The following is a 14,336-nucleotide window of genomic DNA, read 5'->3' as shown; positions in this document are numbered from 1 at the left end:
GAGGACTACTGCCTCGGCGAGTGCGGCGACATCCTGCCGCCCGGCCAGAACGGCAACGCCACCCTCGTCGAGGTGCTCGGCAACCAGGCCCTCGGCACCCTGCCCAAACACTCCGCCGACCAACTCGGCCGCTACGCCGACCTGGTGTACTCCTACGCCGGCCTCCGGCAGGACCAGATCAGCTCGTTCTTCAACGACGCGTCCTTCGGTGTGCCGCCCGGCCAGGTCGAGCGGGACTACTCACCCCGCGCCGACGTACGGATCGTGCGGGACAAGGCCACCGGCGTCCCGCACATCACCGGCACCACCCGCGGCGGCACCATGTACGGCGCCGGGTACGCCGGCGCGGAGGACCGGCTGTTCACCATGGACCTGCTGCGGCACGTCGGCCGCGGCACCCTCACCCCGTTCGCCGGCGGCGCCCCCGGCAACCGTGCCCTGGAGCAGAGCGTCTGGCGCACCTCCCCCTACACCGAGGCCGACCTGCGGGCGCAGATCGACGCGCTGCGCGCCAAGAGCGGCGCCCGCGGCGAACAGCTCTACGCCGACGTCCAGGAGTACGTCGCCGGGATCAACGCCTACATCCGCACCTGCATGGCCAACCGAAACTGCCCCGGTGAGTACGTCCTCACCGGACACCTCGACTCGGTCACCAACGCCGGCGGTCCCAAACCGTTCCAGCTGACCGACCTGATCGCCATCGCCGGTGTGGTCGGCGGCCTGTTCGGCGGCGGAGGCGGCACCGAGATGCAGTCGGCGCTGGTGCGGATCGCCGCCCGGGCCCGCTACGGCACCGTCGAGGGCGACAAGGTGTGGAGCGCCTTCCGCGGCCAGAACGACCCGGAGACCGTGCTGACCCTGCACGACGGGCAGAGCTTCCCGTACGGCGCGGCCTCGCCGGACGCGCCCAGCGTGGTGCTGCCCGACGCCGGATCCGCCCGGGTGGAACCGGTGGTCACCGAGCAGACCGGCTCGGCCGGCAGCACCACCGCCACCGGCTCCTCCGAGCTGGCCGCCGCGCTGTCCGGGCTGACCATCTCCCCGCAGCACCGCGGCATGTCCAACGCCGTCGTGGTCAGCGCCGCGCACTCCGCCACCGGGCACCCGATCGCCGTGTTCGGCCCGCAGACCGGCTACTTCTCCCCCCAACTGCTGATGGTGCAGGAGTTGCAGGGCCCCGGGATCAGCGCCCGTGGCGCCGCCTTCGCCGGGCTCAACCTGTACGTGCTGCTGGGCCGGGGGCAGGACTACGCGTGGAGCGCCACCTCCTCCATCCACGACATCACCGACACCTACACGGTGCCGCTGTGCACCCCGGACGGCAGCGCGCCGACGCTGTCCAGCAACCACTACCTCTACCGGGGCGCCTGCCTGCCGATGGAGGAGATCTCCCACGTCAACACGTGGACCCCCAGCGTCGCCGACAACACCCCCGCCGGCTCGTACAAGCTCGTCGCCTGGCGCACCAAACTGGGGCTGGTCTCCTGGCGCGGCACCGTCGGCGGCCGGCCGCACGCCTTCACCCAGCTGCGCTCGACCTACCAGCACGAGGCCGACTCGGCGATCGGGTTCCAGATGTTCAACGACCCGGCGGCGATGGGCTCGGCGCAGGCCTTCATCGCCTCGGCGAACAACGTCGAGTACGCCTTCAACTGGTTCTACGTCAACTCCACCGAGTCGGCGTACGTCAACTCCGGACTCAACCCGGTGCGGGCCGCCGGCAGCAACCCGAACCTGCCGATGAAGGCCGAACCCGCCTACGAGTGGCAGGACTTCGACCCGGCGACGAACACCGCCCGGTACGCGCCGCTGTCGGCCCACCCGCACTCGGTGAACCAGGACTACTACATCAGCTGGAACAACAAGCAGGCCAAGGACTTCGGCGCCGCCGACGGCAACTTCAGCTTCGGCGCCGTGCACCGGGGCGACCTGCTGGACAGGCCGATGAAGGCCGCCCTGGCGGCGGGCCGGAAGTTCGACCGGGCCTCGCTGGTCTCGCTGGTGCAGCAGGCCGGCCTGACCGACCTGCGGGCGGTCGAGGTGCTCGACGAGCTGATCCGGGTGCTGGACAGCCAGCCGGTCACCGACAGCGCGCTGGCCGGCGAGATCAGCCGGCTCAAGGCGTGGCGGCAGGCCGGCGGGCTGCGGGTGGAGACCGCCAAGGGCTCGAAGGTGTACCAGCACGCGGAGGCGATCCGCACCTTCGACGCCTGGTGGCCGCTGCTGGTCCGGGGCATGTTCAAGGCCCCGCTCGGCGCGGACCTCTACCAGGCGCTGGTCAACGCCCTGCAGGTCAACGAGTCTCCCTCCGGTCACCAGCGGGGCGACCTGTCCAACCTGCCCAGCTCGGCCAACGAGGCCCAGGCGCACAAGGGTTCGGCGTTGCAGTACGGCTGGTGGGGCTGGGTCGACAAGGACCTGCGGGCGGTGCTCGGCGACCCGGTGCGGGGCGGCCTGGGCCGCACGTACTGCGGCAACGGCAACCTCGCCGGCTGCCGGCAGGTCCTGCTGGACACCCTGCGCGCCGCGGCGGCCACCCCGGCCGCCACGACCTACCCCGGCGACAGCACCTGCGCCGCCGGCGACCAGTGGTGCGCCGACGCGATCGTCCAGTCCCCGCTGGGCGGCATCAAGCACGCCACCACCGCCTGGCAGAACCGGCCCACCTACCAGCAGGTGGTGTCCTTCCCGGCCCGGCGTGGCGACCCGCCGGTGACCAACCTCGCCCTCGGCCGGCCGGCCACCGCGTCCAGCGCCGAGTTCCTCCAGCCCGCCGCGCGGGCGGTGGACGGGGATCCGGACACCCGCTGGGCCAGCTCCCGGGCGGACGGCCAGTGGCTCTCCGTCGACCTGGGCTCCGTCCGGCCGGTCAGCCGGGTACGTCTGGCCTGGGAGGCCGCGTACGCGCGGTCGTACCGGATCGAGGTCTCCACCGACGGCACCACCTGGCGGGAGGTCTGGTCCACCACGGCCGGTGACGGGGGCAGTGACGTGATCGCCTTCCCGGCGCAGAACGCCCGGTACGTGCGGATGCACGGGCTGACCCGGGCCACCTCCTACGGCTTCTCGCTGTACGAGATGGCGGTGTACGCCCGCTGACCGGCGTGCTCCGGCCGGCGCGCTGACCCCGCGCCGGCCGGAGCTGGTCAGGACGGATGGGCAGCCCGTCAGGCCAGGTAGACCTGCCCGCCCTCGACCTTGACCTGCTTGGCGGGCAGCGGTTTGGTCGCCGGCCCGCCCTGCACCGAGCCGTCGGTGATGGCGAACCTGCTGTTGTGGCAGGTGCAGTTGATGGTGCCGCCGTCGACGTTCGACACCGGGCACCGCTGGTGGGTGCAGATCGGGTCGAAGCCCTTGAACTCGCCCTCGGTGGGCTGGGTGACGACCACGCCGCGCTCGACGAAGATGGCCCCGCCGCCGACCGGAATGTCCGTGGTCCGGGCCAACGGCGCGTCGGCGGCGCTGGGTGCGCCGGTCGCGCCGGGCCCGCCGCTGGTCGGGGTCGACGCCGGCGGGGCCGCCCCCTCGTCGTCGCCGCCGCACCCGGCCAACACCACGGACGCCCCGACCGCGCCGGCACCCGCGAGCAGGGCCCGGCGGGTCCGCGTGCCCGATCCGGTCAACACCTCATCGTCACTCATCCTCGGCCTCTCTCTCGACGTGCCGCCACCGGCGTGAATCCGGCCGCACCCCTGCACACGCACCATCGTGCCCGGCGGTTCACCCGGCCGGCACACCAGGCACCACCGGACAACCGACCGGCGCCACCGCGAACGGGGCGTGGCGTTGCGGAGACGAAGGGGTCGTGGGCCGAGGTGGCCGGCTCAGCGGGCCGACACCCGGCGGGTACGCGACGTCGCCGTGGCCCCGTTGGCCTTCGCCGCCCGGGTGGTGGCCGCCTTGGCCCCCTTGGCCGCCCCGTCGAGCTTGAGCAGCGGGCGCAGGAACTGACCGGTGTGACTGTCGGGCACCTCCGCGACCTCCTCCGGCGTACCCACGGCGAGCACCGTGCCACCCCGGTGGCCGCCCTCCGGACCCATGTCGATGAGCCAGTCGGCGGTCTTGATCACGTCGAGGTTGTGCTCGATGGTGATCACCGTGTTGCCCTTGTCAACCAGGCCCTCCAGCACCGTCAGCAGCTTGCGAATGTCCTCGAAGTGCAGGCCGGTGGTCGGCTCGTCGAGCACGTAGACCGTCCGCCCGGTGGAGCGCTTCTGCAACTCGGCGGCGAGCTTGACCCGCTGCGCCTCGCCGCCGGAGAGCGTCGGGGCGGGCTGACCCAGCCGGACGTAGCCCAGTCCGACGTCGACCAGCGTCTTCAGGTGCCGGTGGATGGCCGGGATGGCGGAGAAGAACTCCGCCGCCTCCTCGATCGGCATCTCCAGCACGTCGGAGACGGTCTTGCCCTTGTAGTGCACCTCCAGGGTCTCCCGGTTGTACCGGGCACCCTTGCAGACCTCACAGGGGACGTAAACGTCCGGCAGGAAGTTCATCTCGATCTTGATCGTGCCGTCACCGGAGCACGCCTCGCACCGGCCACCCTTGACGTTGAACGAGAACCGGCCCGGGCCGTACCCCCGGACCTTGGCCTCGGTGGTCTCGGCGAACAGCTTGCGGACGTGGTCCCAGACGCCGGTGTAGGTGGCCGGGTTGGACCGCGGCGTCCGGCCGATCGGCGACTGGTCCACGCCGACGACCTTGTCGACGTGCTCGAGCCCGCCGACCCGGGTGTGCCGGCCGGGAACCAGCCGGGCGCCGTTGATCTGGTTGGCGAGCACCGCGTAGAGGATGTCGTTGACCAGCGTCGACTTGCCGGAACCGGAGACCCCGGTGACCGCGATGAGCTGGCCGAGCGGGAACGACACGGTCAGGTTGCGCAGGTTGTGCTCCCGCGCCCCGTGCACCACCAGCTCCCGCCCGGGGGTCTGCGGGCGACGCTGGCGCGGCGTCGGGATGGACCGACGCCCGGACAGGTACGCCCCGGTGACCGAGTCGGCGTTCTCCAGCAGCGCCGCCACCGAGCCGCTGTGCACGATCCGCCCGCCGTGCTCCCCGGCACCCGGCCCGATGTCGACGATCCAGTCCGCGACCCGGATGGTGTCCTCGTCGTGCTCCACCACGATCAGGGTGTTGCCGAGGCCACGCAGCCGCAGCAGGGTCTCGATCAGGCGGTGGTTGTCCCGCTGGTGCAGACCGATCGACGGCTCGTCGAGCACGTACAGCACGCCGACCAGACCCGACCCGATCTGGGTGGCCAGCCGGATCCGCTGCGCCTCGCCGCCGGAGAGGGTGCCGGCCGGGCGGTCCAGGGAGAGGTAGTCCAGGCCGACGTCGAGCAGGAACTTCAGCCGGGCGTTGATCTCCTTGAGCACCCGCTCGGCGATCATCTTCTGCCGGTCGGTCAGCTCGATGCCGGCGAGCAGGTCAGCGGCCTCCCCCACCGAGAGGTTGCACACCTCGGCGATGCTCCGCCCGGCCAGGGTGACCGCGAGCACCTCCGGCTTGAGCCGGGCGCCGCCGCAGGCCGCGCAGGGCACGTCCCGCATGTAGCCCTCGTACTTCTCCCGCGACCACTCCGACTCGGTGTCGGAGTGTCGGCGCTCGATCCACTGCACCACGCCCTCGAAGCCGGTGTAGTAGGAGCGTTCGCGGCCGTACTTGTTGCGGTAACGCACGTGCACCTGGTCGCCGGAGCCGTGCAGGATCGTCTTCTGCGCCCGCGACGGCAGCGCCCGCCACGGCGTGTCCACGTCGAAGTGCTCGGCCTCGCCGAGCGCCTCCAGCAGGCGCAGGAAGTATTCCAGGTTGTGGCCGGTGGCCCAGGGCTGGATCGCGCCCTCGCGCAGGGTGCGCTCCGGGTCGGGAACGAGCAGCTCCGGATCGACCTCCTTCTTGGTGCCCAGCCCGGTGCACTCCGGGCAGGCGCCGTAGGGCGCGTTGAAGGAGAAGACCCGGGGCTCCAGGTCCTCGATGGCCAGCGGGTGGTCGTTCGGGCAGGCCAGATGCTCGGAGTAGCGGCGCTCCCGCTCCGGGTCGTCCTCCGCCAGGTCGACGAAGTCGAGCAGAACCAGGCCACCGGAGAGGCCGAGGGCGGCCTCGACCGAGTCGGTGAGCCGCTGCTTGGCGCTCGGCTTGACGCTGAGCCGGTCGATCACCACCTCGATGGTGTGTTTCTCCTGCTTCTTGAGCTTCGGCGGCTCGGTGAGCTGGTGCACCACACCGTCGACCCGGGCCCGGGCGTAGCCCTTCGACTGCAGCTCGGCGAAGAGGTCGACGTACTCGCCCTTGCGGCCGCGCACCACCGGGGCGAGCACCATGAACCGGGTGCCCTCGGCCATGGCGAGCACCCGGTCGACGATCTGCTGCGGGCTCTGCCGGGAGATCTTCTCGCCGCAGACCGGGCAGTGCGGCTCACCGATGCGGGCGAAGAGCAGCCGCAGGTAGTCGTAGACCTCGGTGATGGTGCCGACGGTGGAGCGCGGGTTGCGCGAGGTCGACTTCTGGTCAATGGAGACCGCCGGGCTCAACCCCTCGATGAAGTCGACGTCGGGCTTGTCCATCTGGCCGAGGAACTGCCGGGCGTACGACGACAGCGACTCGACGTACCGGCGCTGCCCCTCGGCGAAGATCGTGTCGAAGGCCAGGCTCGACTTGCCCGACCCGGAGAGCCCGGTGAAGACGATCAGGGCATCCCGGGGCAGGTCGAGACTGACGTCACGCAGGTTGTGCTCGCGCGCGCCACGGATGATCAGACGGTCGGCCACGGTGCGTGTGCTCCCGGAAAGAGAAAGTGAGGCGGGTCTGTGCGCTCGGAGCGGGTCTGAGCGGTTTGCGGCGCGGGAAAGGCGCCCGAGCAACTCTAGCCCCGTGGTACGACAATTCCCGGCACGCACCCATTCCCCCTGCTCACAGGGGGCCGACTGGCCCCGCCCCACCATGATCAGGTGGCGTTGCGGGACAGCTCTCTGGGGTGTCGTGTTCCGCAACACCACCGGATCACCGACGCCCAGCGGCAGTGCCGCGGCGACTCAGGGTGACCGCGGTGACGCAGGTGGCGTCGGACGGGCGGCGCGGCGACGAACTCCTCGCCCCCCGCGCCGCTCGGCGGCGAGTCGGACCTCCCGGCGGCGACTCTCGTAGGCCACCTCCCGCTGCAACCGGCGCCAACTCTCCCAGCGCCGGGCCGACAGCTCCCCGCTCTCCAGCGCCGCCCGCACCGCGCAGGCCGGCTCGGCCTCGTGCGCGCAGTCGGCGTACCGGCAACCGCTCGCCAGCTCCGCGATGTCGGCGAACGCCCGGTCCAACCCGGCACCCCCGTCCAGCAGGCCCACCGCGCGCACCCCCGGGGTGTCCAGCACGGCACCGCCGCCGGGAACCGGCACCAGCGCGCGCCAGGTGGTGGTGTGCCGGCCCTTACCGTCGATCCGGCGGACCTCCTGCGTCGGCATCACCGTCGCCCCGGCCAAGGCGTTGACCAGGGTCGACTTGCCCGCTCCGGACGGGCCGAGCAGGCCGAGCGTCTGGCCCGGCGCGACGTACGGCGCCAGCGCGTCCAGCCCGGCGCCGCGCTCGGCGGCGACCGGCAGCACCGGCACCCCGGGCGCCACGGCGGCGAGTTGCCGGGCCACCGCCTCCGGCTGCGCGGCCAGGTCGACCTTGGTCAGCACGACCAGCGGTCGGGCCCCCGACTCGTGGGCCAGGGAGAGCAGCCGCTCGATCCGGGCGACGTCCGGTTCGGGATGCACCGGCTCCACCACCGCGGCGGCGTCCAGGTTCGCGGCGAGGACCTGCCCGTTGGCGTCCCGGCCGGCGGTACGCCGGATGAGCACGGTCCGGCGCGGTAGCACGGAGTCGACGGTCACCGGCCCGTCCGGCCAGGTGGCGAGCAACACCCAGTCACCGACGCAGGGCAGGACGGTCAGGTCCCGGGCCGCGGCGGCCAGCACACCCGGGCCCAGGCTGGCGCGGACCGGGCCCTCGGCGCAGAGCACGGTGCAGACACCCCGGTCGACCCGGGCCACCCGGCCCGGACGGCGGCCGGGACGTCGGCGCGCGTACGCCGCCCGCTCGGCGTCGAAGCCGAGCGCCGCAAGATCGATATTCATCGCATCCTCATCGGTGTCGAAGGTGGTGGTGGCGGGACAGCCGCGCTACGACCGGCATGCTCACCCCCGTCCGTCGACCCGGTGCCGCGTCGCGACCGACGGTAGGTGGCGCGCCGACGCGCCGAAAGCCATTTCCCCGGCGACGCGGCGACCGGGGAACGCTAGGGTCGTTCCGTGACCACGGATCCGCTCCTGCTGACCGGCGAGCTGGCGGACGCCACCGCCCGGCTCCTGCGTACCGCCGAGACCCTGGACGCCCAGGCCGTCGGGGCGCCCTCGCTGCTGCCCGGCTGGACCCGTGGCCACGTGCTGACCCACCTGGCCCGCAACGCCGACGGCTTCGTCAACCTGCTCACCTCGGCCCGTACCGGCGAGCGGATCCCGCAGTACGCCAGCTCCGCCGCCCGCGACGCCGACATCGCCGCCGGCTCCGCCCGCCCCCCGGCTGCCCAGCTGGACGACCTGCGCCGCTCGGCGGAGCGCTTCACCGAGGCGGTCGCCGCCATGCCCGTCGAGGCATGGTCGGCGACGGTCGAGACGCACCGTGGCCCGTGGCCGGCCGCCATGCTGGTCTGGGGACGGCTGCGCGAGGTCGAGGTTCACCACGTGGACCTCGCCGTCGGCTACCGGCCGGCGGACTGGCCGCCGGCATTCGCCCAGCACCTGTTGCACGAGGTGGTGAGCAATCTGACCGGCCGCGCGGACACCCCGGCGATGGTGCTGCGCTTCGACGGCACCCGGCACGCCCTGGTGATCGGCGAGCCGGAGGGCGCACCCGTGGTCACCGGGCCTCCCGCCGAGCTGGCCGCCTGGCTGATCGGCCGCAGCCGCGGCGACACGCTGGCCGTCACGCCGGACGGTCCGCTGCCGACCCCACCGGAATGGATATAGCCATCGTCATGAGCTACACCGGGAGCGTCACCGCCGGCGGCCCGCCCGCCGTGCGCGAGCTGACCGGGCTCACCGTCACCAAGGTGTCGGTCGGCCCGATGGACAACAACGCCTACCTGCTGCGCTGCCGCGCCACCGGCGAGCAGGCGCTGATCGACGCGGCGAACGAGGCCCCCCGCCTGCTGGACCTCGTCGGCGACGCGGGCCTGGCCACGGTGGTCACCACCCACCGGCACATGGACCACTGGGTGGCGCTGGAGGAGGTCGTCGCCAAGACCGGCGCCCGCGCCCTGGTGCACGTCGACGACGCCGAAGGGCTGCCCATCACCGCGCAGCCGCTCGCCGACGGCGACCTGGTGCGGGTGGGCGAGCAGGCGCTGGAGGTCATCCACCTCCGGGGCCACACCCCCGGATCGATCGCCCTGCTGTACCGCGACCCGGCCGGCACCCCGCACCTGTTCACCGGGGATTCGCTCTTTCCCGGCGGAGTCGGCAACACCGACCGGGACCCGCAGCGCTTCGCCCAGCTCATCGACGACGTGGAGCACCGACTGTTCGACCGGCTGCCGGACGAGACCTGGTTCTACCCGGGGCACGGCAAGGACAGCACCCTCGGTGCGGAACGGCCGTCACTGTCCCAGTGGCGCGCCCGCGGCTGGTAGCTGCCGGTCTGCGGTTTCTCGCCGGTCAGCGGGGCCGCAACACCTGGACCCGGCGGACCGGCGAGTCGACGGAGGGTTCGGTGGTGGGCACCGGGTAACTTGCCACCACCTCCAGCCCGGCGGCCGGCAGGTGCCCCCGGTCGGGATCACCGACCAGCACCTCCACGCCGGAGGCGGCGACCCGGTGCAGGAACGGCAACATCCGCCCGGCGAGTGCGCCGTCGTAGAGGGCGTCCCCGGCCAGCAGCAGGTCGACGCCGGCGGCGTCACCGTCGAGCAGATCGCTTCCGGTCACCGCCACCGCCACCCCGTTGGCGCGGGCGTTGACGGTCACCGCCGCGACCGCGTACGGGTCGATGTCGTTGGCGACGACCCGGGCGGCGCCGGCCAGCGCGGCGGCGATGGCCACCAGGCCGGAGCCGGCACCCAAGTCGAGCACGCGGCGTCCCGAGGCCAGCTCGGGATGGTCGAGCAGGTGCCGGGCGAGCGCCTGCCCACCCGCCCAGGCCGACGCCCAGTAGGGCGGCGGCAGGGTACGCCCGGCCGCCGCCTCCATCCGGGCCCACCAGACGATCGCATCCTCGGCCAGGTGCAGGGACACTTCGGGCACAAACGGGGTGGGGGCCAGCCGGAGGCGGTCCAACCCGTCGCCCGGAGCCTCGATTTCCCGCTTCAGGACGGCCAGCGCCGCCGTGCTCTGTCCGTTCACCGGTCGAGCATGCCCGACCCGGCTGCCCGCCGCTCCGTTTCCGCCGCGACGCGCGACGTTTTCTCCTGACAGCCTTGCGGCACTTCAGCCGCCAAAATGGGGATCGGCCGGTTACTGTCGGGGTGGAACAGGGGGATCGTCCGCCGCGGCGGGGGTCACCCGATGTGAACAGGGAGAGATGCATGGCAACCGGCACGGTCAAGTGGTTCAACTCGGAAAAGGGCTTCGGCTTCATCGAGCAGGACGGCGGGGGGCCCGACGTCTTCGTCCACTACTCGGCGATCGCCAGCAGCGGTTACCGGGAGCTGCACGAGGCGCAGAAGGTCGAGTTCGACGTGACCCAGGGTCAGAAGGGTCCGCAGGCGGACAACGTCCGTCCGCTGTAGTCCGTGCCGGTGGCGGCGGCCGGTCCGGTCGCCGCCACTGCGCGTGTCCGGTTACGGCCGGTCGGGTCCGGCCGTAACCGTGCGGTCACGCCACCAGGCGCCGGGCCAGCTCGTCGGCGACCTGTTTGGCCATGGTCGGCGGGATCGCCGCCGCGATGCTCTCCGGCTTGAGGCCGGCGAGTACGCCCTGGATGATGGCCGGCTCGTCGGTGAAGTCCTTTGTCGACAGCGTGGCCAACGCGCTCTGCAGCGCGGTGAGCTGGGCGGCCAACGACCGCAGCGTCGGGTGAGGGCTCACGTACGACGGGTTCGTGTGGTCCTCGCCCAACGCCATCCGGGTGTAGATCTGGCCGATCGAGTTGCGACCGTCCAACGCGGTCAGGGCCTTGTGGACGGCGTCCAGCCAGGCGTGCTCTTCGGGGGTCATGTCGTTGTCCTCCAGCAGTCCGATGGTGGTCAGGTAGCGGCGGAACAGCGGGGTCTGGTCCCGGTTCGCCTTGGTCGAGTCGCGGAAGAAACTGAGGTGGGTGTGCCACAGGTGCGAGCTGTCGCCGGTGGCGCGCTTGCCGAGCCGGTCCCACCGGCGGACCACCCTCCCGTCAGGGGAGTAGATGATCTCGCGGATGTCGCGGCTGTCCGGGGTGTTCGCCACGCACTGGGCGACGCACCAGGTGGAGAAGGTCTGCAGGTTGTGGGTGCGGCCACCGGACTGCACCCGGAACTGGCCGACGTCCAGGGCCGAGGCGTACAGGGTCAGGCCGGCGGAGTCCCGCGGCGACTCGACGACCGAGTAGTCGCCGGCGACCACCCGGTCCGAGCCGCAGTGGTAGCCGCCCCGATGTGCCGGGTCGCCGACGATGCCGACCTCGGCGGGTTCCAGGTCCTCGTCGCGGGTCCTGCCCGGGTCGACGTTCAACGTGTTGAGCAGGAGCCGGCGGACGGCCAGCAGGTTGGCCGGGGCAATGGTCATGGAGTCCCCCTTTCGCAGCCGCCCCCGCGACGCCGGCTGCTGTCAACGTCAGGGTCACCGGTCGGGCAGGCAGTAACTGCGCGTAGCGGGGTTTCGGTCCGGAGGCGGCCCGACCGTTGGGGTGCACATCGTCGGGCTTATCCGTACGCTATCCGTTGAGACAGATAAATTCCCAGGTCAAAGGGGCTATCTTCAGATGGCTCGAACCTGAGAGGCCGCTGGGAGCAGCACCTGAGGCGGCCGAATGGAGAAGCAGGCACCCTCCCGCCCACTGCGAAGGGTGAGGAAAAAGGGCCTCACGGCGTTCCACCGTCCGGCCGTGAGGGCGATCCATGGCCCCGTGGCCGCGCCCGGCCGCACGCCCGCACCGGCCCACCCGGCGCGGATGATGCGGTGTGTCGCGGGTCACGACCGCCGGGATCACCCACAGCGCCCGGACGAGCCGGGCCGGGTCCGCGTACGCTAGGAAGCCGACCAGCAGCAGGGTGCCGCTCCCGGTACCAGCCGACCGACGATCACCACGACGTCGCCCGTGACGCCCGTCACGGCGACCTGGTGGAGCACCCGGGTCGGCCGGCCCTGCGGCGCGTCGGCAGCCCGTGCCTCCGGCCCCCGGCACCACCAGGGGCCAGCATGTCTGCCGCAGAAACGGTCGGAACAGCAGCTTCGGCAAAGATCCGGGCGGTCCCGGGGAATGACCCCGGCACGCGCCCCGGCAACCGCAGACAGGAGTATGGAGGGTATGCAGCTTCGCACCGACCTCCGCAACGTCGCCATCATCGCCCACGTCGACCACGGCAAGACGACCCTGGTCGACGCCATGTTGCGGCAGGCCGGCGCCTACGGCGCCCGTGGCGAGGTAACCGAGCGCGTCATGGACTCGATGGACCTCGAGCGGGAAAAGGGCATCACCATCCTGGCCAAGAACACCGGCGTGCGGTACATGCCGGCCGACGGTTCCGAGCCGGTCACCATCAACATCATCGACACCCCGGGGCACGCCGACTTCGGCGGCGAGGTCGAGCGGGGCCTGACCATGGTCGACGGGGTGGTGCTGCTGGTCGACGCCAGCGAGGGCCCCCTGCCGCAGACCCGTTTCGTGCTCCGCAAGGCGCTGCGCGCCCGGCTGCCGATCATCCTCGTGATCAACAAGGTGGACCGGCCGGACGCCCGGATCAAGGAGGTCGTGGACGACACCTACGAGCTCTTCCTCGACCTGGACGCCGATGAGGAGCAGATCGACTTCCCGATCGTCTACGCCTGCGCCCGCGACGGCATCGCCTCGCTGACCCAGCCCGCCGACGGCGCGGTGCCGGACGACAGCCACAACCTGGAACCGCTGTTCCGCACCCTGCTGGACACCATCCCGCCGCCCGCGTACGACGAGAACGCGCCGCTGCAGGCACACGTCACCAACCTCGACGCCTCGCCGTTCCTCGGCCGGCTCGCGCTGTGCCGGGTCCGCCAGGGCACCATCGCCAAGGGCCAGACGGTGGCCTGGTGCCGCACCGACGGCAACACGCAGCGGGTCCGCATCTCCGAGTTGCTGATGACCGAGGGCCTGGAGCGCAAGCCCGCCGATTCCGCCGGGCCGGGCGACATCATCGCCGTCGCCGGCATCCCGGAGATCATGATCGGTGAGACCCTCGCCGACGCGGAGAACCCGGTCCCGCTGCCGCTGATCACCGTCGACGAGCCGGCCATCTCGATGACCATCGGCACCAACACCTCGCCGCTGGTCGGCCGGGTCAAGGGCGCCAAGGTCACCGCCCGGATGGTGAAGGACCGGCTCGACAAGGAGCTGGTCGGCAACGTGTCACTGCGGGTCCTGCCCACCGAGCGGCCGGACGCCTGGGAGGTGCAGGGCCGCGGCGAGCTGGCGCTGGCCATCCTGGTCGAGCAGATGCGCCGCGAGTCGTTCGAGCTCACCGTCGGCAAGCCGCAGGTCGTCACCCGGGAGATCGACGGCAGGACCTGCGAGCCGGTGGAGCGGCTGACCATCGACGCCCCGGAGGAGTACCTGGGCGCGATCACCCAGCTCCTCGCGACCCGCAAGGGCCGGATGGAGCAGTTGGTCAACCACGGCACCGGCTGGATCCGGATGGAGTGGCTCGTGCCGGCGCGCGGCCTGATCGGCTTCCGCACCGAGTTCCTCACCGAGACCCGGGGTACCGGCATCCTGCACCACGTTTTCGAGTCCTACGAGCCCTGGTTCGGCGAGCTGCGTACCCGCAACAACGGCTCGCTGGTCGCTGACCGCGCGGGCGCGGTCACCGCGTTCGCCATGACCAACCTCCAGGAGCGCGGCCAGCTCTTCGTGGAGCCGGGCACCGAGGTGTACGAAGGCATGATCGTCGGCGAGAACTCCCGCTCCGACGACATGGACGTCAACATCACCAAGGAGAAGAAGCTCACCAACATGCGCTCGTCGACGGCGGACGAGACCGAGAAGCTGATTCCGCCGCGCAAGCTGTCGCTGGAGCAGGCGCTGGAGTTCTGCCGCGAGGACGAGTGTGTCGAGGTGACCCCGGCCGCCGTGCGCATCCGCAAGGTCGTCCTCGACCAGACGCAGCGCGCCCGTACCGCCGCCCGTCGCAAACACGCCCACTGACC

At 71.8% G+C, this 14,336-nt stretch carries 10 protein-coding genes; 5 read left to right on the top strand and 5 right to left on the bottom strand.

The window, feature by feature from the left end:
- The coding region (locus E1166_RS24355) for a penicillin acylase family protein (protein ID WP_132342298.1) at positions 1-3,099 on the top strand (3,099 nt) is incomplete at its 5' end.
- Positions 3,100-3,167: 68 nt separating this feature from the next.
- Here E1166_RS24355 and E1166_RS24350 read toward each other — a convergent pair.
- The 3 genes from E1166_RS24350 to rsgA form a co-directional block, all read right to left on the bottom strand.
- A complete protein-coding gene (locus tag E1166_RS24350) occupies positions 3,168-3,641 on the bottom strand; it encodes a Rieske (2Fe-2S) protein (protein ID WP_132270468.1) in 474 nt (157 codons plus the stop codon).
- 183 nt (positions 3,642-3,824) lie between these two features.
- Positions 3,825-6,764 (bottom strand): excinuclease ABC subunit UvrA, encoded by a 2,940-nt coding sequence (gene uvrA / locus E1166_RS24345; RefSeq protein ID WP_132270471.1) that lies wholly within the window; start codon positions 6,762-6,764, stop codon positions 3,825-3,827.
- Between the two features lie 264 nt (positions 6,765-7,028).
- Positions 7,029-8,105, bottom strand: a complete 1,077-nt coding sequence (gene rsgA, locus E1166_RS24340; RefSeq protein ID WP_132342297.1) for a ribosome small subunit-dependent GTPase A — start codon at positions 8,103-8,105, stop codon at positions 7,029-7,031.
- 174 nt (positions 8,106-8,279) lie between these two features.
- Between rsgA and E1166_RS24335 the strand changes: the two genes are divergently transcribed.
- Together E1166_RS24335 and E1166_RS24330 are read left to right on the top strand one after the other, a co-directional pair.
- Positions 8,280-8,996, top strand: coding sequence for a maleylpyruvate isomerase family mycothiol-dependent enzyme (locus tag E1166_RS24335; RefSeq protein ID WP_132342296.1), 717 nt, complete (start codon positions 8,280-8,282; stop codon positions 8,994-8,996).
- Positions 8,997-9,004: 8 nt separating this feature from the next.
- Positions 9,005-9,658 (top strand): MBL fold metallo-hydrolase, encoded by a 654-nt coding sequence (locus tag E1166_RS24330; protein WP_132342295.1) that lies wholly within the window; start codon positions 9,005-9,007, stop codon positions 9,656-9,658.
- Between the two features lie 25 nt (positions 9,659-9,683).
- Here the strand turns inward: E1166_RS24330 and E1166_RS24325 are convergent, their stop codons facing one another.
- Complete coding sequence (locus tag E1166_RS24325; RefSeq protein ID WP_132342294.1) at positions 9,684-10,367, bottom strand: 50S ribosomal protein L11 methyltransferase; 684 nt, start codon at positions 10,365-10,367, stop codon at positions 9,684-9,686.
- 182 nt (positions 10,368-10,549) lie between these two features.
- Here E1166_RS24325 and E1166_RS24320 point away from each other — a divergent pair, with 182 nt between their 5' ends.
- Positions 10,550-10,753 (top strand): cold-shock protein, encoded by a 204-nt coding sequence (locus E1166_RS24320; protein ID WP_132270859.1) that lies wholly within the window; start codon positions 10,550-10,552, stop codon positions 10,751-10,753.
- An 85-nt stretch (positions 10,754-10,838) separates the two neighbouring features.
- Here E1166_RS24320 and E1166_RS24315 read toward each other — a convergent pair whose 3' ends face one another.
- Positions 10,839-11,723 carry a hypothetical protein gene (locus E1166_RS24315; protein WP_132342293.1) on the bottom strand — a complete coding sequence of 295 codons (885 nt, stop codon included), beginning with the start codon at positions 11,721-11,723 and terminating at the stop codon, positions 10,839-10,841.
- Between the two features lie 742 nt (positions 11,724-12,465).
- Between E1166_RS24315 and typA the strand changes: the two genes are divergently transcribed.
- Positions 12,466-14,334 (top strand): translational GTPase TypA, encoded by a 1,869-nt coding sequence (gene typA / locus E1166_RS24310; protein WP_132342292.1) that lies wholly within the window; start codon positions 12,466-12,468, stop codon positions 14,332-14,334.
- The last annotated feature ends 2 nt before the right edge of the window (positions 14,335-14,336 follow it).

The sequence above is a fragment of the Micromonospora sp. KC213 genome (assembly GCF_004348325.1).
Classification (GTDB): domain Bacteria; phylum Actinomycetota; class Actinomycetes; order Mycobacteriales; family Micromonosporaceae; genus Micromonospora.
This window is presented reverse-complemented; position numbering and strand designations above follow the sequence as displayed.